At 55.7% G+C, this 19596-nt stretch carries 20 protein-coding genes; 10 read left to right on the forward strand and 10 right to left on the reverse strand.

The genetic code is table 11. The features are described 5' to 3' along the window. Positions 1 to 172 precede the first annotated feature (172 nt). A complete protein-coding gene (locus HV127_RS15440) occupies positions 173 to 1102 on the reverse strand; it encodes a LysR substrate-binding domain-containing protein (protein WP_182237096.1) in 930 nt (309 codons plus the stop codon). Between the two features lie 171 nt (positions 1103 to 1273). Here HV127_RS15440 and HV127_RS15445 point away from each other — a divergent pair, with 171 nt between their 5' ends. From HV127_RS15445 to HV127_RS15475, 7 genes are read left to right on the forward strand one after another with little or no spacing between them, the layout of a single operon-like run. After that, positions 1274 to 2224: a branched-chain amino acid ABC transporter permease gene (locus tag HV127_RS15445; RefSeq protein WP_139538538.1), complete on the forward strand. Its 951-nt coding sequence runs from the start codon at positions 1274 to 1276 to the stop codon at positions 2222 to 2224. Positions 2225 to 2233: 9 nt separating this feature from the next. Further along, complete coding sequence (locus tag HV127_RS15450) at positions 2234 to 3340, forward strand: ABC transporter ATP-binding protein (RefSeq protein ID WP_182237098.1); 1107 nt, start codon at positions 2234 to 2236, stop codon at positions 3338 to 3340. Further along, positions 3337 to 4104, forward strand: a complete 768-nt coding sequence (locus tag HV127_RS15455; RefSeq protein ID WP_142464030.1) for an ABC transporter ATP-binding protein — start codon at positions 3337 to 3339, stop codon at positions 4102 to 4104. Before HV127_RS15450 ends, HV127_RS15455 begins: the two co-directional genes overlap by 4 nt. Next, positions 4097 to 4816, forward strand: coding sequence for an ABC transporter ATP-binding protein (locus HV127_RS15460; RefSeq protein WP_182237100.1), 720 nt, complete (start codon positions 4097 to 4099; stop codon positions 4814 to 4816). The genes HV127_RS15455 and HV127_RS15460 overlap by 8 nt, the downstream gene beginning before the upstream one ends. A gap of 27 nt (positions 4817 to 4843) precedes the next feature. Continuing rightward, a complete protein-coding gene (locus tag HV127_RS15465) occupies positions 4844 to 6001 on the forward strand; it encodes a branched-chain amino acid ABC transporter substrate-binding protein (protein WP_110273177.1) in 1158 nt (385 codons plus the stop codon). A 17-nt stretch (positions 6002 to 6018) separates the two neighbouring features. Further along, positions 6019 to 6501 (forward strand): L-2-amino-thiazoline-4-carboxylic acid hydrolase, encoded by a 483-nt coding sequence (locus HV127_RS15470; protein WP_139538534.1) that lies wholly within the window; start codon positions 6019 to 6021, stop codon positions 6499 to 6501. Then, the gene (locus tag HV127_RS15475; protein ID WP_182237102.1) at positions 6498 to 7739 is read left to right on the forward strand and encodes a Zn-dependent hydrolase; all 1242 of its coding nucleotides are present in this window, start codon (positions 6498 to 6500) and stop codon (positions 7737 to 7739) included. Before HV127_RS15470 ends, HV127_RS15475 begins: the two co-directional genes overlap by 4 nt. A 46-nt stretch (positions 7740 to 7785) precedes the next feature. On the opposite strand, the gene HV127_RS15480 is transcribed toward HV127_RS15475, so the two are convergent. The 4 genes from HV127_RS15480 to HV127_RS15495 all read right to left on the reverse strand — a co-directional run bounded on the left by HV127_RS15480 (position 7786) and on the right by HV127_RS15495 (position 12695). Continuing rightward, on the reverse strand, positions 7786 to 8808 hold the full coding sequence (locus HV127_RS15480) for an ABC transporter permease (protein WP_180349565.1): 1023 nt from the start codon (positions 8806 to 8808) through the stop codon (positions 7786 to 7788). Positions 8809 to 8827: 19 nt separating this feature from the next. Beyond that, positions 8828 to 10312, reverse strand: coding sequence for a sugar ABC transporter ATP-binding protein (locus HV127_RS15485; protein ID WP_182237104.1), 1485 nt, complete (start codon positions 10310 to 10312; stop codon positions 8828 to 8830). 26 nt (positions 10313 to 10338) lie between these two features. Then, positions 10339 to 11262, reverse strand: coding sequence for a sugar ABC transporter substrate-binding protein (locus HV127_RS15490; RefSeq protein ID WP_110273172.1), 924 nt, complete (start codon positions 11260 to 11262; stop codon positions 10339 to 10341). A gap of 413 nt (positions 11263 to 11675) precedes the next feature. Beyond that, positions 11676 to 12695 carry a LacI family DNA-binding transcriptional regulator gene (locus tag HV127_RS15495; protein ID WP_228727464.1) on the reverse strand — a complete coding sequence of 340 codons (1020 nt, stop codon included), beginning with the start codon at positions 12693 to 12695 and terminating at the stop codon, positions 11676 to 11678. A 103-nt stretch (positions 12696 to 12798) separates the two neighbouring features. Between HV127_RS15495 and HV127_RS15500 the strand changes: the two genes are divergently transcribed. Further along, positions 12799 to 13806 (forward strand): Gfo/Idh/MocA family oxidoreductase, encoded by a 1008-nt coding sequence (locus HV127_RS15500; protein WP_182237108.1) that lies wholly within the window; start codon positions 12799 to 12801, stop codon positions 13804 to 13806. Between the two features lie 42 nt (positions 13807 to 13848). On the opposite strand, the gene HV127_RS15505 is transcribed toward HV127_RS15500, so the two are convergent. Then, positions 13849 to 14883 carry a Gfo/Idh/MocA family oxidoreductase gene (locus HV127_RS15505; protein WP_182237110.1) on the reverse strand — a complete coding sequence of 345 codons (1035 nt, stop codon included), beginning with the start codon at positions 14881 to 14883 and terminating at the stop codon, positions 13849 to 13851. 165 nt (positions 14884 to 15048) lie between these two features. Here HV127_RS15505 and HV127_RS15510 point away from each other — a divergent pair, with 165 nt between their 5' ends. Then, positions 15049 to 15921: an extended-spectrum class A beta-lactamase OXY-12-2 gene (locus HV127_RS15510; protein WP_182237112.1), complete on the forward strand. Its 873-nt coding sequence runs from the start codon at positions 15049 to 15051 to the stop codon at positions 15919 to 15921. Between the two features lie 143 nt (positions 15922 to 16064). Here the strand turns inward: HV127_RS15510 and HV127_RS15515 are convergent, their stop codons facing one another. The 4 genes from HV127_RS15515 to HV127_RS15530 all read right to left on the reverse strand — a co-directional run bounded on the left by HV127_RS15515 (position 16065) and on the right by HV127_RS15530 (position 18711). Further along, positions 16065 to 16478 (reverse strand): DNA breaking-rejoining protein, encoded by a 414-nt coding sequence (locus HV127_RS15515; protein ID WP_182237114.1) that lies wholly within the window; start codon positions 16476 to 16478, stop codon positions 16065 to 16067. A gap of 87 nt (positions 16479 to 16565) precedes the next feature. Next, positions 16566 to 16997, reverse strand: coding sequence for a cell envelope integrity TolA C-terminal domain-containing protein (locus tag HV127_RS15520; protein ID WP_182237116.1), 432 nt, complete (start codon positions 16995 to 16997; stop codon positions 16566 to 16568). 50 nt (positions 16998 to 17047) lie between these two features. Continuing rightward, positions 17048 to 17989 (reverse strand): LysR substrate-binding domain-containing protein, encoded by a 942-nt coding sequence (locus tag HV127_RS15525; RefSeq protein WP_110273165.1) that lies wholly within the window; start codon positions 17987 to 17989, stop codon positions 17048 to 17050. 227 nt (positions 17990 to 18216) lie between these two features. Continuing rightward, positions 18217 to 18711, reverse strand: a complete 495-nt coding sequence (locus HV127_RS15530; protein ID WP_182237118.1) for a DUF1097 domain-containing protein — start codon at positions 18709 to 18711, stop codon at positions 18217 to 18219. Between the two features lie 257 nt (positions 18712 to 18968). On the opposite strand from HV127_RS15530, the gene HV127_RS15535 reads away from it, so the two are divergent. Further along, a complete protein-coding gene (locus HV127_RS15535; protein ID WP_139538919.1) occupies positions 18969 to 19574 on the forward strand; it encodes an ankyrin repeat domain-containing protein in 606 nt (201 codons plus the stop codon). Positions 19575 to 19596 lie beyond the last annotated feature (22 nt).

Raw genomic sequence — 19596 nt, forward strand, 5'->3', positions numbered from 1 at the left:
AGAGACGCTCCCCTTGGCGGGAGAGCATTTCTATTTTGGTCTTGCCTGCTTTCGCAGTAGCACGCCATCATAAAAATGGGTTATTTCGGCGGATTATCTAAGCGGCTTTGCTGTATTTCAATCACCAGCGGGTAAAAATGTGATCTTGATTGAGTAAATTCTTAAGTAAATATCAACCGAGAGCCTGCTGACGCAGCCAGCTCTGCAATAGCTTAGCGTTTGGCGTCATATCGCTATCCTGACGCACGCAGAGGTAGTAATCCCGGCCATCATCTATCGCCGAATCGAAGATTTTCACCAGCTCGCCGCTCTTCAGATAGGGGGCGATCAGCGGCTCGCGCATCAGAGCGCAGCCCAATCCAGCCTGTACGCCGGCCAGAGTCAGCAGGCCATCCTCAAATAATGGCCCCGTCGAGCGCGGTGGACGCTTTACCCCCTGCTGCACAAACCACTGGTTCCAGGTCGTGCGCTCCTCGTCGTGCAGCAGCGGCATCTGCAATAGCTGCTCCGGGGTATCAATATGCCCATGCAGGCGCAAAAAGGCCTGGCTGCATACCGGCACCATTCTGCCGGAAATCAGCTTTTCGCTCTGATAACCCACCCAGTGGCCGTTGCCAAAGCGGATCGACATATCGGAGGCGTCGCTAAGGTAGTTACGGTGGTTGGCGTAAACCACGTTGATTTCAGTGTTCGGATTGGCATGCACGAACGACGGCAGACGGGGAATAAACCAGCCCATGCCAAACAGCGGGATCAGGCTGATCGTCACCTGCTGGGTTTGCACCTGATCGACCAGATGCTCAGTGGCCTGGCGCAGCACGTTAAACGCCGCGCGGATCGAGCGATAATACTCCCGCCCCTGCTGGCTGAGAGTCAGCCGCCGCCCCTGGCGTTCGGTGAGCGGGATCTGCAAATAACCTTCCAGTACCTTCAGCTGATGGCTTACCGCCGAGGGTGAAATCGCCAGCTCCTGCGCCGCCAGGGTCACGCTACCCAGCCGCGCAATCGCCTCAAATGCGCGCACCGCCCGCAGCGGCGGATCGTTGACTAAAGTGCTCTCCGACCAGCTAACCGGCCCTTCTGATTGTTCTGTTTTTTTCATATGTTGATTTTCTTAGCGCATTACCAGATCCAGCACATTCTTTAATTATATTAAAAATCATAAAGATAGTTAACCACACTTTTATAATAAGAAAGAATATATGCGTATTTTACAATTTAATTCATTTGTTGGATGGTAGCTGTTATTTGAGCATCTTGTCGGAAGAATCAGTTGGACACACTCATACAACAAATTATCAACGGGGTCATGCTCGGCAGCATTTACGCCCTGATTGCGCTGGGCTACACCATGGTGTACGGCATTCTGCGCATTATTAACTTTGCCCACGGCGATATTCTGATGGTCGGCGCGCTGACCACGCTCTCCGGGATGAACGCGCTTAATGCCCATTTTCCCGGCCTGCCGCCGCTGGCGCAGCTGGGGCTGGCACTGCTGCTGGCCATGGCGGTGTGCGCCCTGCTGGCGATGGCGGTCGAGCGTTTTGCCTACCGTCGCCTGCGCAACGCGCCGCGCCTGGCGCCGTTGATCTCAGGGATCGGCGTTTCAGTTCTGCTGCAAACCGTGGCGATGATCGTCTGGTCGCGCAATCCGCTGATGTTTCCACAGATCCTGCCGATGGACCCGATAGCCGTGACCCACGGCAGCGAAGCGCATCCTCCGGCGATCGTGACCGTTACCGGCATGGTCACCGTCGCGCTGGCCCTGGCGGTCATGCTCGGCCTGTGGCTGCTGGTGGAGTACACCCGCTTAGGACGCGGCATGCGCGCGGTGGCGGAAAACCCACGTATCGCCACGCTGATGGGCGTAAACCCTAACGCCATTATCGCCCTCACTTTCGCCATTGGCGGCGTATTCGCCGCTCTGGCCGGCGTGATGATGGCCAGCAACTACGGCAATGCCAGCTTCTCAATGGGATTTCTGCCCGGCATTAAAGCCTTTACCGCCGCGGTGCTCGGCGGCATCGGTAATATTCGCGGCGCGATGATCGGCGGCCTGCTGCTGGGGCTTATCGAATCCCTCGGCGCGGGCTATCTCGGCGACCTGACCAACGGCGTTTTCGGCAGCAACTATCAGGATATCTTCGCCTTTATGGTGCTGATTCTGGTGCTGGTTTTCCGCCCTGCCGGTTTACTCGGCGAACGCGTCGCGCATCGGGCCTAGGAGATAACAATGACAACAGCACAACTCGATACGCCCATCGTCTCCCGCCGCTTCTGGTCCGGGATGACCCTGTTCGTCTGCGCGCTGCTGGTCGCGCCGATGGTCGCCAGCCAGCTTGGCGGCAACTACTGGGTACGGGTTATCGACTTCGCCCTGCTCTATATCATGCTGGCGCTGGGTCTGAATATCGTGGTCGGCTACACCGGCCTGCTGGATATGGGGTTTATCGCCTTCTACGCCGTCGGCGCGTATCTGGCGGCGCTGCTGGCCTCGCCGCACCTGCTGGATGTGTTCCCGATTTTAAATAGCTGGTTTCCGGACGGCCTGCACACCTCGTGGCTGGTGATTATTCCGCTTGCCGCGCTGGTGGCGGCGGGCTGCGGTATCGTACTGGGCGCGCCGACGCTGAAGCTGCGCGGCGACTACCTGGCGATTGTCACTCTTGGCTTCGGCGAAATTATCCGCATCCTGATGCGCAACCTCGACCGTCCGGTCAACATCACCAACGGCGCAAAAGGCATCTCCGGGGTTGATTCACTGCATCTGTTCGGCCTCAAGTTTAGCGGCGTCTATCACTGGTTCGGTTTTAAAGTCCCGGCACTGTGGTTGTGGTACTACCTGCTAATGCTGGTCATCGTGGCGATTATTTTTGTCTGCCTGCGTCTACAGCATTCGCGCATCGGTCGCGCCTGGCACGCCATCCGCGAGGATGAAGATGTCGCCCGGGCGATGGGGATCAATCTGCGTAACTACAAGCTGCTGGCTTTCGCTATCGGTGCTTCTTTTGGCGGCGTGGCGGGCGCGCTGTTCGGCGCATTTCAGGGCTTCGTTTCGCCGGAATCCTTCACGCTACAGGAGTCGATTGCGGTGCTGGCGATGGTGGTGCTCGGCGGGATGGGGCATATCCCCGGAGTGATCCTCGGCGCGGTGTTGCTGACCGCGCTGCCGGAACTGCTGCGTAGCCAGGCCGCGCCGGTACAGCAGGCGCTGTTTGGCGAAGTGCTGATTGACCCGGAAATATTGCGCCAGCTGTTTTACGGCCTGGCGCTGGTTGGGGTGATGCTACTGCGTCCTCAGGGCATCTGGCCCGCACGTCATAAAGGAGCGAAAGCATGAGCCTGCTAAGCGTGCGCCATATGACGAAACGCTTCGGCGGCCTGACGGCAGTCGACAACGTGTCGCTCACCATCAACGAGGGTGAAATCTACGGCCTGATCGGCCCCAACGGCGCAGGAAAAACCACCTGTTTTAACCTGATTACCGGGCTTTACCCGGCGGACAGCGGCGAATTCGCTATCGGCGGGGAAGCCTATTTCCCGAAGAATATTGAGAAAGTCACCGCCGCAGGCATCGCCCGCACCTTCCAGAACGTGCGGTTGTTTAACGAAATGTCGGTGCTGGAAAACGTGATGGTGGGCCGCCACGTGCGCACCCGCAACGGTCTATGGGCCGCGCTCTCCCGCCATAAACGCGCTCGCGCCGAAGAGGCGCAGACCCGCGAGCTGGCGTGGCACTGGCTGGACTATACCGGCATCGCGCAGTTCGCCCACTATCGCGCCTGCGACCTCGCCTACGGCCACCAGCGGCGTCTGGAAATTGCCCGCGCGCTGGCTACCGACCCGCGTCTGCTGGCGCTGGATGAACCGGCTGCCGGGATGAACGCCGCCGAGAAAATGGCCCTTGGCGAACTACTGCTGCGCATTCGCGATGACGGCAAAACGCTGCTGATGATTGAGCACGACGTCAAACTGGTGATGGGGATCTGCGATCGCCTGATGGTGCTGGATTATGGCAAAACGTTAACCAGCGGCACGCCGGAAACCGTACGCCGCGATCCGGCGGTGATCGCCGCCTGGCTGGGAGGCAATGTCCATGTCTGATCTATTAACCGTCAACCAGTTAGGTGTTCATTACGGCGGTATCCAGGCGGTGCGCGACGTCTCTTTCAGCGTGAAAGAGGGTGAGCAGACCACGCTGATTGGCGCCAACGGGGCGGGCAAAAGCTCAACCGTCCGCGCCATTACCGGGCTGGAACCCTTTAGCGGCGACATTCTGTTTAACGGCAAGCCGATACGCAAACGCCGGGCCGAATCCCTGCTGCGTGAAGGGCTGGTGATGGTGCCGGAAGGTCGCGGCATCTTCGCGCGCATGACGGTGCTGGAAAACCTGCAAATGGGCGCGTGGCTGCGACGCGACGCGGCGGCGGTCAAACAGGAGATGCGTGCCATTTTCGAAAACTTTCCGCGCCTCGCCGAACGCCAGCATCAGCTGGCGGGGCTGCTCTCCGGCGGCGAACAGCAGCTGCTGGCGCTTAACCGCGCCCTGCTCAGCCAGCCGCGTCTGCTGATCCTCGACGAACCCTCGATGGGCCTGGCGCCGCTAATGGTCGAAAACATTTTTCGCGTCATCGCCACCCTGCGCCAGCGCGGCGTCGCTCTGCTGCTGATTGAGCAGAACGCACGCCTGGCTCTTGAGGCCACCGACAGCGCCTGGGTGATGGACAGCGGCAGCATCGTCGAGCGCGGTCCATCGCAGACGCTGCTGGCCGATGACCGTATTGCACAGATTTATTTGGGCGAAATGCCCGTTTAACACACCAACCAGCATCAGGGAAAAACAATGAAAACAGTAAAAATCAGTGCGCTCAGCGCCGCTATTCTGCTCAGTGGTTTTGCCTCATCCGCCGCGTGGTCTGCGGCCAGCGAAACCGTCATTATCGGCCTGGCAGGCCCGCTGACCGGCCCTTCCGCACGTATTGGCAAGGACCTGGAAAACGGCGCGCAGCTGGCGATTGACGATATCAACAAGCAGCACCCGACCATCGGCGGCAAGGCAGTAACCTTCAAGCTGCAATCGGAAGACGATCAGTCGGACCCGCGAACCGCCGTTGCCGTCGCCCAGCGTCTGGTCGATAGCGGCGTCGCGGGCGTGGTCGGTCACTGGAATACCGGCACCAGCATTCCTGCCGCGCGGGTTTACCACGATGCGGGTATCGCCCAGGTTGCGCCGGTCGCCACCGGGCACGCCTATACCAAACAGGGCTTCGACACCAGCTTTCGCGTGATGGGCCACGATGATGACGGCGGCCAGTTTGCCGGTCAGTACGCAGTGCAAACCCTGAAGGCCAAACGCATTGCGGTTATCGATGACCGTACCGCCTTCGGCCAGGGGCTGGCGGATGAGTTTATTAAGTCGCTGGAAGCGCAGGGAATCAAAATCGTTGACCGCCAGTACGTCGATGACAAAACCGTCGATTTCAGCGCGGTACTGACCGCGATCCGCAGCAAAAACGCCGACCTGATTTTCTTCGGCGGCGTCGATAGCCAGGCTGCTCCGCTGGCTCGCCGCATTAAACAGCTGGGCATGAACTCCACCCTGATGGGCGCGGGCGGCTTCGTTAGCCAGACATTCCTCCAGTTGGCGCAGAAAGAGGGCGACGGCGTGGTGGCGCTGGAGCCGGGGCTGCCGGTCGAACAGATGCCGGGCGGTAAGGCCTTTGAGCAGGCTTACCAGTCGCGCTATCACACCCATATCGAGCTGCATGCGCCGTTCGCCTATGACGCCACCCGCGTGCTGGTTGCGGCGATGGAAAAAGCCGACTCCGTCGACCCGGCCGACTACCTGCCCGCGCTGCGCGCCATTAGCTATTCCGGGGTCACCGGACAAATCGCCTTTGATAAAGAGGGCAACCTGAAATCGCCAACCTTTACCGTCTACAAAGTCGTCGACGGTAAATGGCAGCCGCAAACCGTACTCGGCGGCGCAACAACGAAGTAACGCAGTGAGGCAATGTGATGAGTGATAATAATGAGCTGGGCATTCTCGCCCGCCGCAAAATTGAAGCAGAAATAATCAAGCCGATTTACGACATCCTGGTGCGCGAGATAGGTAAAGCTCGCGCCCAGGCCGTTATCGGCGAAGCGATTGAAAACGCCGCCATTGAGGCGGGAAAAGCGTTTGCCAGCCAGGAGCCGAACGGCGCGGATATCCAGAGCTTTGTCGCCCTGCAGTATCTGTGGGAGAAAGATAACGCCCTGGAGGTCAAGGTGCTGGACGCCGACGACCAGCAGTATAACTACAACGTCAACCGCTGCCGCTACGCCGAGATGTACCACGAAATGGGGCTGGGCGAAATTGGCCACCTGCTCTCCTGCGCCCGCGACGACAAGTTTATCGTCGGCTACGCCCCGGACGTGGAGCTGACCCGCACCACCACCATTATGCAGGGTGGAAAGTGCTGCGACTTCCGTTATCGCGTGAAAAAGGACCAGCCATGATAACCGTCAACGGCGAACGTCTGTGGTCGACGCTCAACGAGATGGCCCTTATCGGCGCGACGCCGGCGGGCGGCGTAACCCGGCTGACGCTGAGCGACGAGGACCGCCAGGCGCGCGACCTGCTGCGCCAGTGGGCGCAGGAAGCCGGTTTTTCCTGCGAAGTCGATAGCATGGGCAATATGTTTATTCGCCGCGCCGGTAAAAATTCGCAGCTTGCTCCGGTGCTGACCGGTTCGCACGTTGATTCTCAGCCGCTCGGCGGCCGCTATGACGGGATTTACGGCGTGCTGGCCGGACTGGAGGCGCTGCGCAAGTTAAACGATCTCGGCGTTGAGACCGAACGCGATATCGTGCTGGTGAACTGGACCAACGAAGAAGGGGCGCGCTTTGCCCCGGCAATGCTGGCATCCGGCGTCTGGGCCGGACAGTTTAGCGAAGCCTATGCGCTCGCCCGTGAAGATCGCGACGGCATCAGCGTCGGCGAGGCGCTGGAGGCTATCGGCTATCGCGGCGAAAGCCCGACGGCCGCCTTCCCGCTGCACGCCTGCTACGAAGTACATATCGAACAGGGGCCGATTCTGGAAGAAGAAGGCATTGATATCGGCCTCGTCCATGCGGCAATGGGTCAGCGCTGGTTCAACGTCACGCTGGAGGGTTTTTCCGCCCACGCCGGAACCACGCCGATGGGCAGCCGCCGCGATGCGTTGACTGCTTTCGCCGAGCTGGCGCTGGCGGTTGAGCAAATCGGCATCGCGCACAACCCCGACGGCCGGGCGACGATTGGTATGGCGCAGGTGATCCCGGGATCGCGTAACGTGGTGCCGGGCCGCGTGATGTGCAGCGTCGAGTTTCGCCATCCGCAAACCGCAGCGCTGGAAGCGATGGAGCAATCTCTTCATGGCGCTGCTGACGCGCTGGCGGCGCGCGGCGTGACGGCAAACGTCGAGCGTATTTTCGATTATGCGCCGATTGCCTTTGACGCCGGGTGCCTGGGGCGCAGCCAGCGAGCGGCAGAAGCACTGGGCTACAGCGCCAGGACCATGGTTTCTGGTGCCGGTCACGATACCTGCTATATCAGCAAGGTCGCGCCCGCCAGCATGATTTTCATCCCCTGCGAGAAAGGGATTAGCCATAACGAGGCGGAGAATATTCTGCCCGCGTGGGCGGAGAAAGGGGCCAACGTGCTGCTCAACAGTTTGCGCCTTGCTGCCGATGAGCAGGAGCCGGGTAGCGCGTAAACGAGCAACCAGCCCGCAGCCATTCACGCTGCGGGCTATCTTTGAGTTAATGCTTCTTGCGGTTACGCCGCATATCGATGGTCACCGCCGCGACGATAATGATGCCTTTGATAATATCCTGCACGTAGGCGTCGACGCCGACAAAGGTAAACCCGCTTTTAATCAGGCCGAGGATCATCGCGCCGATTAAGGTCCCGGTAATGCGCCCCACCCCGCCCATCAGGCTGCTGCCGCCAATGACCGCTGCGGCAATCGCATCCAGCTCATAGGACATTCCCATGCTCGACTGCCCGCTGCTGACGCGCGCCGCCAGCACCACGCCCGCGAGGCCGGAGAGCGCCCCGGCGATGGTATAGACGATCACCAGGTACTTATTCACGTTAATACCGGAGACCTTCGCCGACGTCATATTGCCGCCGATGGCGTACACGTATTTGCCATAGCGGGTATGTTTCAGGGCAATGTGAAATACCGCGGCGACGACGAAGAAAATAATCACCGGCATCGCCCCCTGGCCGATAGCGGTAAAGCTGTCGGATAAGAAGCTAATCGGGTTGCCCTGGGTGTAATACTGCGCGAGGCCGCGCGCCGACACCATCATCCCCAACGTCGCGATAAACGGCGGAATACCGGTGCGGGTGACGAGAAACCCGTTGGTTAATCCGCACAGCAGACCGACGCCAATCCCGGCACCAATCGGAATAACCGCAGGCATATTGACCAGCGACGGGAACATCGGCGTCAGGCTGTCGGAGGTTTGCGCGAGGCTTGCCGCCACCACGGCGGCAAGGGCAATGACCGAGCCTGAAGAGAGGTCAATCCCGGTGGTAATAATGACCTGCGTCACCCCCACCGCGATAATGCCGATAATCGCCACTTGCAGAACAATTAATATCAGGCGGTTGGTATTCATTAAAAAGGACTGGTCGCGCACGTACCAACCGGCAATTTCAAAAGTCAGGGCAATCACCAGCATGACGATAAATATTCCGGTATCTTTCGGCAGTCGGTGGCGTAATTGCCCAAAGAAAGAGGGCTTATCATTGACCGGGGTCGCCGTTATTTTCATATTGCTCATTCTCTGTGCCTCAATGGGATGCCAACGACAAAATGGTTTCCTGATCGGCGTCCTCTTTATCGAGAATGCCGGTAATACGCCCTTCATGCATCACCATCACCCGGTCGCTCATGCCGAGAATTTCAGGTAATTCAGAAGAGACCATAATCACCGCCACGCCACGGTTCGCCAGTTCGCTAATCAGATGATAAATTTCCGCTTTCGCCCCCACGTCGATTCCGCGCGTTGGCTCATCGAGAATCAGTATTTTCGGCTGGGCTAAAAGCCAGCGGGCAATCAGCACTTTTTGCTGATTACCGCCGCTGAGGTTATTAATAATCTGATCCATCGTTGGGGTTTTAATATTCAGGCGGCGGATTTGCTCCATGCAGTCTTCGGCCATTTTGAGATGCTGAACAAAGCCGGTTTTACCGATATATTCCGGCATTTTGACGATGCTCATATTCTCCAGTACCGATAACACCAGAAACAGACCGGACTTTTTGCGGTCTTCGGTGAGCAGCGCCATGCCTTTTTCGATGGCCGTTGACGGCGAATCGATATTAACTGGCATACCGTCTATCAGTACTTCGCCGCTATCGGCTTGCTCCATGCCAAACAGGCTCTCCATCACTTCGCTGCGTCCAGCTCCCACCAGCCCGGCCACGCCAAGGATTTCACCACGGCGCACGCTAAAGTTAATATCGTGAAAAAACCCTTTACGCGTCAAATTGCGCACCGTCAGCACCTCTTCGCCAATGGTGTTATTAAACTTGGGAAAGAGCTGGGTTAGCTCCCGGCCAACCATCTGAGTAATCAGCGACTGGCGGGTAAACTCGGTGGTATTTTGACTGCCCACCCAGGTGCCATCGCGAAATACGCTGATTTCATCGGTAATCGCGAATATCTCGTCCATCTTATGGCTGATGTAAATAATGGCTTTTCCCTGCTGGCGCAAATCGCGAATAATCGTAAACAGGTGCGCCACTTCGCTCTCGGTTAATGCCGAGGTCGGCTCATCCATAATCACAATATCCGCGTTCCAGGAAACCGCTTTGGCAATTTCCACCATCTGCTGGGCGGCGATACTTAACTCCCCCACCAGCCGGTCAGCGGATAAACGGATATTCAGTTTATTCAGCAGTTCCTGAGTCTGGCGGGTAAGCTGGCGATGATCGACAAAGCCATATTTCATCGGCTCACGGCCCAGCCAGATATTTTCCGCCACCGTCATATGCGGCACCAGATTAAGCTCCTGGTGGATCATCGAGATCCCGGAGCGCAGCGCGTCCATCGTATCCTGAAACTGGACCGGCTCTCCTTTGACGCGGATCGCGCCTTTATCGGGGCGGTAGATCCCGATAAGGCATTTCATTAACGTCGATTTCCCGGCGCCGTTTTCGCCCATTAGCGCGTGCACCGTCCCCGGGCGCACGCGTAATGAGACATTGTCGAGCGCCTTCACGCCAGGGAAGAATTTGCTGATACCTTCGGCTTCAAGTGCAAAAGCGTTCATACGTCCACCTCCAAACCACTGAGCAATTATTTCTGGTTGCGGTTCACAAACTCAGCCATGTTGTCTTTGGTGATCAGTTGGTAAGGAACGTCGATGATCTTTTCCACTTTCTCGCCGTTCGCCAGCTTCACCGCGGCGTCGACTGCACCTTCACCCTGCCCTTTCGCGTCCTGGAAAATGGTGGCGATCATCTTGCCGTTTTTGAGCATTTGCAGCGCATCGGGCGTGCCGTCCACCCCAGCGATAAGAATGTGGTTCGGGTTTTTACCCAGCGCCTGCAGCGCACCGATGGCCATTTCATCGTTGTTGGACGCGATGGCCTGAATATCATCACCGCTGGTCATCCAGTTGCTGACCACATCAACGGCGTCGTTACGCATAAATTTAGCGGTCTGTTTTTGCACAATTTTGATATCCGGGTACTTCGCCACCACCTCTTCGACGCCTTTGGTGCGGTCGCGAGTCGATTCATTCGCCAGGTCGCCGAGCAGAATGGCGACGTTGCCTTTACCGTTCATCGCCTTGGCTAACGCTTCCATCTGTAAGCGCCCCGCCAACACGGAATCAGAGCCGACATAGGCCATTTTGTCGGTCAGCTGCGCCTGCGGGCGGCGGTTCACAAAGACCAGCGGAATCCCCGCTTTGGTGGCCTGGTCCATAATTGGCTTCACCGCGTTGGTGTCGACCGGGTTGACGATAATCACATCGACGCCCTGGCCAATAAAATTTTGCACCTGCTGTAGCTGCTGCGAGACGTCACCTTTGGCATCTTCCACCTGCGACTTAACGCCGTCTTTTTGCATCTCTTTTTGCATGGCGGTGCGCAGAATCGTCAGGAAGTTGTCATCAAATAGCGCCATGGACACACCGACCGAAATATCTTTCGCCATCACGACCGCTGGCAGCATGCAGGCTATCAAAGAGGCAACAACCGTTTTCTTGATATTCATAGTTGATCCTTTATTTACAGGTACATCGGTTAGGTAAGATAAAATGAAAAATTAGTTTCATTAATTGTGCATTAAGCGCCTGCTTTTTCAGCTTTTCGAAAAAACGGACCGCACGCTGGCGCATTTTTCACTGTTGATCGGAATCACAAAATTCAGTTGTTTTAGAATGTGTTTTTGAAACATCAGTCCATTTATTACGGAAGAAACATTCCAGACCATTTATTTCATTAACAACGTATATGAAACTTTTATAAGTAAATAACTGAAATGAAAATTTTAAAACCGCGCGTTAACAGAACTTTGACACACATCTAACATTGATGCATAAATGCGCAAAAAATGAGAGGCAGGCGACGATTTGGGGCGCTGTGAGACAAGCCTTGCGGGGAGTTCAAAAAGAAGAATAAGAGCGCTCAGTCGACGTTTTCAGCGCTATAGAGGATAAATTCGACCCTACCATCGCTAAAAAGATCCGGTTGATAGCCGGTCTCAAGATGGCGCAGAGCCAGCTCCACCGCCAGCTGGGCGTGCTGGCGAGGGTTTTGATCGAGCGTCAAGGCCATTCCACCCTGCGCCAACTGCTCACGGGTTGTACTGTATCGTTCATGGGTAATCCAGCAGCATTCGCCATAGCGACGATGGCGGGCCAGAGCCTGCGCCACCTGCGTATTGCCAAGGCCGGTATTGTAGATGCCGACGACATCGCGATTGCGGTTCAGGGCTTTCTCCAGCAGGCGGTCGATTTGCTGTCGGTTATCCTCCCCCGCCAGTACCTCGCCCAGTTGTAGATGAGGAAAACGCTGGCTAATCACATCGCGAAAGCCCTGAATACGCGAGCGATGGGCGCTGAAGTCCTGGCGACCGCTAAGCATCAGCACTTCGCCGGAACGATGGGCCATCAGTCCCATCATCATGCCTGCGGTGCGCCCCGCCTGCTGCTGATTAATCCCCACGTGACAGAGCCTCTGCGCTTGCGGAAGGTCGGTGACCAGCGTAATCACCGGCACGTTTACCTCCCGGCACTGACGCAGCGCCTCGTAGACCCGCGGATGTTCGTTGCCAAAGACAATGATCGCATGGCGCTTTTTACTGCTGCGGATAATGCTTTTCGCCAGTTTTTCCGGTTCTGATTCCGCCACCAGCGTGCGGTGCAGCGTAAGACGACGATAGCCAAGACTATCCGCCACGTCGGCGAAATCCTGCGTCAGGCGGGAGAAAAAAAGCGAATCATTGGCGCTGAGGAGCACTTCGATTTGCCACGGTAGGCGACGCTCTTGTGGCAAAATCCGCTTCAGCCCGGCTTCACGAGCCGCCTGCAACACTCTGCGGGTGGTTTCCGGCGATACGCCACCGCGCTCGTTGAGCACCCGATCAACTGTCGCCACGCCAACGCCAATCTGCTTAGCCAGTTCCTCCAGCGAAATGCTTTTCATCGCTCCCCTCACCATGATGGAAATCCATCAAAACGCCTGTGTCGGTCAGTGTAGCAAACGGATTACTTTGGCAGCGGTAAATCCCTTTTGCTGGAGAAGAAAAATGACCTGCATTCGTTTTGCACTGTTAGGCAGCGGTTTTATCGGCCAGGTTCACGCCGCCAGCCTTGCTCGCCATGAACATACCGTTCTGGCCATGGTGGCTGATGCCGACCCCGATCGGGCGAAGGCGCTGGCCTCCCGTTACGGCGCGCGGGCGGTCACCGTCGCTGACGCCATCAATAGCGATGCGATTGATGCAGTGCTGATCGCCAGCTCAACCCCATCACACGCGGAGCTGCTGGAGGCCTCAGCGCGCGCCGGGAAAGCCGTCTACTGCGAAAAACCCATCGATCTTTCGCTGGCTCGCGCACGTGAGGTTGTCGAGAAAGTGCTGCCGCTCAAAGTGCCGGTAACCGTGGGGTTTAACCGCCGCTTCGACACCAGCCACCAGCAGCTGCGCCGCCAGGTTGAGGCCGGAGCTATCGGCAAAATCGAGCTGGTACAGATGGTGTGCCGGGCATCGGTTATGCCGCCGCTGGAGTATCTGCGCAGCTCCGGCGGTCAGATGCGCGATCAGGCGATTCACTTTTTTGACCTGCTGCGTTTTCTTACCGGCGATGAAGTGACGACCGTCGCCGCCATGGGGGGCGCACTGGCGATGCCGGAGATCGCCGGGTTCGATGATGTTGACACCTCCATTCTGCTGCTGAGAATGCGCGGCGGCGGGCTGGCACAGCTGGACAATACCCGGCGTACCGGCCACGGCTACGATGAACGCGTTAGCCTGCTCGGAGCGGATGGCGTGGTAGAGTCCGGCAGTCAGACATCACGCGGCGTGACGCTGTGGCAAGGAGATCGCTGCATTCAGCCCGGTCTGTATCCGGACTGGTTCAGCCGTGTCCAGGGTTCGTATTATCAGCATCTGGATGCTTTTGTCCGGTCGCTGCGTGGAGAAAACGTACCGGATCTGCCGGGGCTGCTGGACGGTTTGCAGGCGCAGGCTATCGCTGAAGCCGCCGTTATTTCATTGCAACATGGGCAATTTGTTAACGTTGAACAACTGGCGTAAACAAAGCCCCGTATGCTCGCAAGCGTATGGGGCCGTCCCGCACTATCGCCGCTCTTCGTTAAACACGACGCCAATCTGCCGCCGCACTTCGTCCATCACGCGGAGATTGTTCAGCACCAGGCTTAGAGGACGAATCGGCGAATTCGTTAAACCCTGCCCGATGCACCAGGCAAAATGCTCGGCCTGATAAAACAGCTGGTCATAGCGATTACGCGGCTCTTCCCAGCGCAGCACATTGCCGCCCTGGCTGGCGGCGAGGGTAAAATTCCCCGGCGCGTAAAACTGTCCATCAAGGGTCAGGGTCGCATCGCGCCCGGCCACCACCGCGCCGCCCGGCGTATTGCTGAATAAAGTCGTGTTCAGCAATCCTTGTAAGCCGTTCTCCCAGTTGAAAAGCATTGAAATTTGACCATTAACGCCGCCCTGAGCGGGACGACCACGGGCAACAATATCCTGCGGCACGCCGCCAACCATCACGCTGAACGAGGTCAGATAGCTGCCAAGATCCATCATCGGGCCGCCGGCGAGGTCGGCATTAAAAATGCGATGATCCGGCGTAAAGAACTCCCCGTGATCGGCGAGCAGCGTGTGCAGTTCGCCCAATACGCCGTCATCCAGCAGTTGGCGAATCACGTCATATTTCGGCGCGTAGTCGCACCACATCGCCTCCATCGCCAACTTGCCCCGCTTTGCCGCTTCGGCTTGTAGCGCGGCCCCTTCCCGCCGGTTCAGCGCAAAGGATTTCTCAATCAGCACATGTTTACCCGCTTTTAGCACCCGCAGCCCATCGGGGAAATGATGGTTGTGCGGTGTGGCGATATAAACCGCATCAATATCCGGATGCGCCAGCATCTCATCCACCTGAGCGTAAGCCTGAGGGATCGCCCACTGTGCAGCAAAACTGTCGGCCTTTTGTTGCGTGCGCGAGGCCACGGCGACAACCTGCTGACGGCTGTGCTCTTTTAATGATTTAACAAAGCGTTCAGCAATCCAGCCAGGACCAATAATCCCCCAGCGCAGAACAGGGACAGATTGCGCGGCGTGATGGCGCGGTTTCGGTAACTGAGACGGGAACATAGCGGCTCCTTGTTTTTATGGGGTATACGCAGAGGACACTATAAGCAGGCGCAGAGGTGGAGGAGTAACGGATTAATGATGGAATTCCATCATTAATAAATGCCTTGTCAAAATAGAGGGAGTCGCGGATAGTCCGGGCTGCTAATCACTATCAAGGAGCCTGAGATGATTAAAACTTCGTGGCGTAAAAGCGCCCTGATTACCGCCGCCCTGCCTTTATTGCTCTGTAGCAGTTCATTATGGGCCAATGTCGATGCTATTCAGCAGAAGCTGACTGATTTAGAAAAAAGCTCCGGCGGCAGGTTGGGCGTGGCGCTGATTAATACTAGAGATAATTCTCAAATCTTATATCGCGGAGATGAACGTTTTGCCATGTGCAGCACCGGTAAAGTGATGGCCGCCGCCGCGGTGTTAAAGCAAAGCGAAGCCGATAATCAAGTATTGAATAAAAGGCTGGAGATTAAGAAATCAGATTTGGTGGTCTGGAGTCCGGTGACCGAAAAACATCTGCAGAGCGGAATGACGCTGGCGGAATTAAGCGCCGCAACCCTGCAATATAGCGACAATACCGCGATGAATAAGATGATTGGTTATCTTGGCGGACCAGACAAAGTGACCGCATTCGCCCGCAGCATTGGTGATGTCACTTTTCGTCTTGATCGTACGGAGCCTGCGCTAAACACCGCGATTCCGGGTGATGAACGCGATACCACCACGCCGCTGGCGATGGCCGAAAGCCTGCACAAGCTGACGCTGGGTAATGCGCTGGGTGAACAACAGCGCGCACAGTTAGTGACATGGTTGAAAGGCAACACCACCGGCGGGCAGAGCATTCGTGCGGGCCTGCCTGCAAGCTGGGTCGTGGGAGATAAAACCGGAGCCGGTGATTACGGCACGACCAATGATATCGCCGTTATCTGGCCGGAAAATCATGCCCCGCTGGTGTTAGTGACTTATTTCACCCAACCACAGCAGGATGCGAAAAGCCGCAAAGAGGTATTAGCCGCAGCGGCAAAAATTGTGACCGAAGGGCTGTAGCCGGACAGCCGTATCGGCGTTGTTTCTCCCCGGCTTGCGCTGCGCTTAGCCAGGCTACAGGTTCATCACCGTTTGTGGGCCAGTAGCCCGGATAAGGCGCTTGCGCCGCAATCCGGGGAAAGCCGAACGCTCATGTTGAAATATTAATCCGTGATTTTAAACGTCAGTGCATAGGTGCTGGTTTTACCTTCATCACGCGCCCCCCCCATCTGATAAACCCGCACGGTATATTTTCCACCAGCAGCAAGACGTTGCTCAAAAACATCGCCGCTCATTGATCCGTTATAAATCACCTCGTTAGCCGGTGTGATCACGTTAAAATAAGGATGCGGCCATTGGCTCTTCATGCTGATATGCATCATCTGGCCCGCTTTTGCCATCAGCGTAAAATCATGACTATCATCACCGGTCACGGTACTTTTTATTATCGTGCCGTTGCTGCCTTTATCAAAACGAACGGCATTGCTGTTTATTTTATCACTCGCTATTAATGATACTGACGTTAATAAACAACTAACACAGATCATGCCACCAACAATTAACTTTAAATTTTTCATTTAATTAACACCTTATGTTTTTTATGCGCGCTGTTATAGCACATAAGGTGTCAGGAGTAAGCTGCTTCGAAATATTGTCCACCGTTTTTACGGTTTAAAATCCAGCGCGGCATTTTTTAAATTTTGATATGCCCGTTCACTCGGAAATGGTGGAAACTTCGTACGTAATACAGCATCGTACATCACCGCACAAAACTCTGAACGCTCGCCTTCTACCTTCAAACCTGTCAGCTCTGCTTGACGGTTTAAAGACATACGCAAAGTACAGACGTCACCGCGATATTTTTCCCAATCAGGGATGTGCTCCCTAATAGCCTGTTGCAAGGCAAAAAGATAACCACTTAGATTTTCGCTATTTGCATCATCAGGCGGAAGAGTCAGGGTATCCGACTGCGCAGCGCGCTGATTCATCTCCTGAATAAGCTGCGTTTGAGAGGGACTCTTTGTCTGCGTCCCCTGACAGCCGGAAAGCAGCCATACGCCAGCCACCAGAGCGAGTAGATATGTTACTTTTTTCATGATGTATCCTTACACAAAAGAGGCCGCTTCAAATCATCGGCGACGAAATACTATTCTCGCGTCTCCTGACGATGGAGTAAATCCTGATAAATCGTCGTTAATATCCCTCCCGGACGAAACCCTTTTTTGATCCATTGCGTCACCTGGCCGGTCGCGGCGTGCTGGGTCGCCAGCAACATTCCCGAGTCCTGTCGCGGGTTGTGAATCTGGCGGGTCACCAGCAATTTCTTCTCCATCGCTTCATGCGCCATATAATCCGGCAGAAATCCGATCCCTTCACCGAGGATCTGGCACTGGCATTTGGTATTAAAGTCCGGCACCAGGATCGCCTCCTGACCGTGCAGCAGCCAGCCCACCTTTTTATTAATAGTGCTGGCGGTATCCTCAACCATGATATTGGGGTAAAGGCGCAGCTGGCTTTCGGAAATCGGCTCCGGCATAAACGCCAACGGATGATCCGGAGCAATAGCAAACACCCAGCGGATCGCACCGATCTCGGTGTAGTCAATACCGCCTCCGTCGAGCAAAGTATCCGGCGCGCCGATAGCGATATTCGCCTGATTATTAATCATCGAGTCCCAGACGCCGTTATAGACCTCGGTGGTCACGGTTATCTGGCAGGTAGGAAACTGCTTTTTCAACACCTGCAGCAGCCGTGCCGTGTGGCGCGGCGTATAGAGCAACTGATTAATACAGATGCGCACCCGCGCTTCAATTCCCTGAGAGATGGTATCGATACTGCGCTTGATAGCGTGAAAATCATTCAACAGGTCAGTGGCTTTGCGAAAAAGATAAAAGCCGGATTCGGTCAACTCAATGCTGCGGGTATTGCGGGTAAAAAGCACCACGTCCAGCCCCGCCTCCATCCGCTTGATGGTATAGCTGATGGCTGAGGTGGTCAGCCCCAGCTCATCCGCGGCTTTACTAAAGCTGCCAAAACGTGCCGCCGTGGTAAACGCCAGCAGGTTCTCTTCAGTAAAAATGGAATTCATGTGCTGCTCCTGCTTTTATTTACCCATATATGCCCTAAATAATTCGAGTTGCAGGAAGGCGGCAAGGAAGAGAGTCCCCAGGAGCTTACTGAAGTAAGTGACTGGGGTGAGCTGACGCAGCCAACACACATGCAACTTGAAGTATGACGGGTATAGCTGAAGAATGTATTGGCAGTACTGATGCCAGGGCAACCATTTTTGAATATCTTTTAAAAACTCTCGGCTTATTACACGTTCTCCTTCGACGTCGCCTCGCTGAGTTTTCGCCCGCTATACTCGGAAATAAAGCCCACGCAGTTACCCGCCAGGAACCCCAACAACGTCACCGTCCAGTTCAGTCCGGTGGCGAAAAATAGCGTCATGCCTAAGAAACCGCCGGGAATAAAAGAAGTCAGGGCAAACCGTCCCTGCCAGACGATAACCGCCGAAAACGGCACTGTGGTAATTACGCTGGCCCAGAAGCCCGAAATTCCCGTGGCTGAAGCAATCATCCCCGCGGCCAGCGCGGCGAGATACGCCCAGATGGCCCCGGAATAGTTAACGAAGAGGCTCTTTACCCAGCCTTCTTTACCGCCGCCCGCCGCGTAAAAACTGCAAAAGGCAACAAAGCCAATGGTACCGAGTAATTCCCAACCGTGTTGCAGCCCAACGTGCGAGGAAATCAGCTGCCAGACGCCAGCGCAGATGCCAACCGTAATCCCCGTAGCGGTGAGTCCGTTCATATCTTTCTCCTCTTAATAAAATGGCCTGATGAAGTATTTCAGCGAGGAAACTATATCGAAACAAAACCCGATTGAGTTAAGGGACAAAGAGGGAAAGAAACAAACGTTGCACCAACGCACAGTCTGCATCGATTATTAAATAATATTCAACAATCAACCTGATTATGGCGAATAAAATTTAAGCGGGTTCTTTTCTCAGAATTTCGTTGCTATTCTCAGACCATCAATAAACAGCCACAAAAATCAGGGGAATGATAATGAGCACACCAAATCTGCTGAATGAATATCTACTGGCTGCTGAACTGGGTAATTTACATCAATTAAAAACCTGTCTAACACAAGGTGTCGATATTAATGCCAGCAATCGCCAGGGACAAACGGCCATTACGCTGGCAAGTCTTAATCAACATTATGACTGCGTCTCTGTGTTAATTTCCGCTGGAGTCGATATTAATCAGCAGGACAGGACCTGCCTCAATCCTTTTTTACTCAGTTGCCTGAATAACGATATTAAATTGCTGCAATTAATACTCCCCGCAAAGCCGGATCTGAACTGTTTAACCCGGTTTGGCGGCGTGGGCCTGACGCCTGCCTGCGAAAAAGGCCATATTGAGATCGTTAAAATACTGCTGGCCGAGACCGATATTAACGTCAACCACACCAACTTTGTTGGCTGGACGCCGCTGCTGGAAGCGATCGTTCTCAATGACGGCGGTCCAACGCAGCAGGCCATCGTTAAGCTGCTGCTGGAGCACGACGCCAGCCCGCATATGACCGATAAATATGGCAAAACCCCGCTGGAGCTGGCTCGGGAGAAAGGGTTTGAAGAGATTGCCCAGTTGCTAATTTCTGCGGGAGCATAAACAGGAGCAGAGCTATCGACAC

The sequence above is a fragment of the Klebsiella sp. RHBSTW-00215 genome (genome assembly GCF_014103785.1).
Classification (GTDB): Bacteria; Pseudomonadota; Gammaproteobacteria; order Enterobacterales; family Enterobacteriaceae; genus Klebsiella.

Coding starts and splice junctions, on each gene's coding strand:
- HV127_RS15480 (WP_180349565.1), bottom strand. CDS start 8,808: ATGAAAATAACGGCGACCCCGGTCAATGATAAGCCCTCTTTCTTTGGG.
- HV127_RS15510 (WP_182237112.1), top strand. CDS start 15,049: ATGATTAAAACTTCGTGGCGTAAAAGCGCCCTGATTACCGCCGCCCTG.
- HV127_RS15485 (WP_182237104.1), bottom strand. CDS start 10,312: ATGAACGCTTTTGCACTTGAAGCCGAAGGTATCAGCAAATTCTTCCCT.
- HV127_RS15535 (WP_139538919.1), top strand. CDS start 18,969: ATGAGCACACCAAATCTGCTGAATGAATATCTACTGGCTGCTGAACTG.
- HV127_RS15460 (WP_182237100.1), top strand. CDS start 4,097: ATGTCTGATCTATTAACCGTCAACCAGTTAGGTGTTCATTACGGCGGT.
- HV127_RS15505 (WP_182237110.1), bottom strand. CDS start 14,883: ATGTTCCCGTCTCAGTTACCGAAACCGCGCCATCACGCCGCGCAATCT.
- HV127_RS15440 (WP_182237096.1), bottom strand. CDS start 1,102: ATGAAAAAAACAGAACAATCAGAAGGGCCGGTTAGCTGGTCGGAGAGC.
- HV127_RS15475 (WP_182237102.1), top strand. CDS start 6,498: ATGATAACCGTCAACGGCGAACGTCTGTGGTCGACGCTCAACGAGATG.
- HV127_RS15465 (WP_110273177.1), top strand. CDS start 4,844: ATGAAAACAGTAAAAATCAGTGCGCTCAGCGCCGCTATTCTGCTCAGT.
- HV127_RS15455 (WP_142464030.1), top strand. CDS start 3,337: ATGAGCCTGCTAAGCGTGCGCCATATGACGAAACGCTTCGGCGGCCTG.
- HV127_RS15530 (WP_182237118.1), bottom strand. CDS start 18,711: ATGAACGGACTCACCGCTACGGGGATTACGGTTGGCATCTGCGCTGGC.
- HV127_RS15515 (WP_182237114.1), bottom strand. CDS start 16,478: ATGAAAAATTTAAAGTTAATTGTTGGTGGCATGATCTGTGTTAGTTGT.
- HV127_RS15450 (WP_182237098.1), top strand. CDS start 2,234: ATGACAACAGCACAACTCGATACGCCCATCGTCTCCCGCCGCTTCTGG.
- HV127_RS15525 (WP_110273165.1), bottom strand. CDS start 17,989: ATGAATTCCATTTTTACTGAAGAGAACCTGCTGGCGTTTACCACGGCG.
- HV127_RS15470 (WP_139538534.1), top strand. CDS start 6,019: ATGAGTGATAATAATGAGCTGGGCATTCTCGCCCGCCGCAAAATTGAA.
- HV127_RS15520 (WP_182237116.1), bottom strand. CDS start 16,997: ATGAAAAAAGTAACATATCTACTCGCTCTGGTGGCTGGCGTATGGCTG.
- HV127_RS15490 (WP_110273172.1), bottom strand. CDS start 11,262: ATGAATATCAAGAAAACGGTTGTTGCCTCTTTGATAGCCTGCATGCTG.
- HV127_RS15495 (WP_228727464.1), bottom strand. CDS start 12,695: ATGAAAAGCATTTCGCTGGAGGAACTGGCTAAGCAGATTGGCGTTGGC.
- HV127_RS15500 (WP_182237108.1), top strand. CDS start 12,799: ATGACCTGCATTCGTTTTGCACTGTTAGGCAGCGGTTTTATCGGCCAG.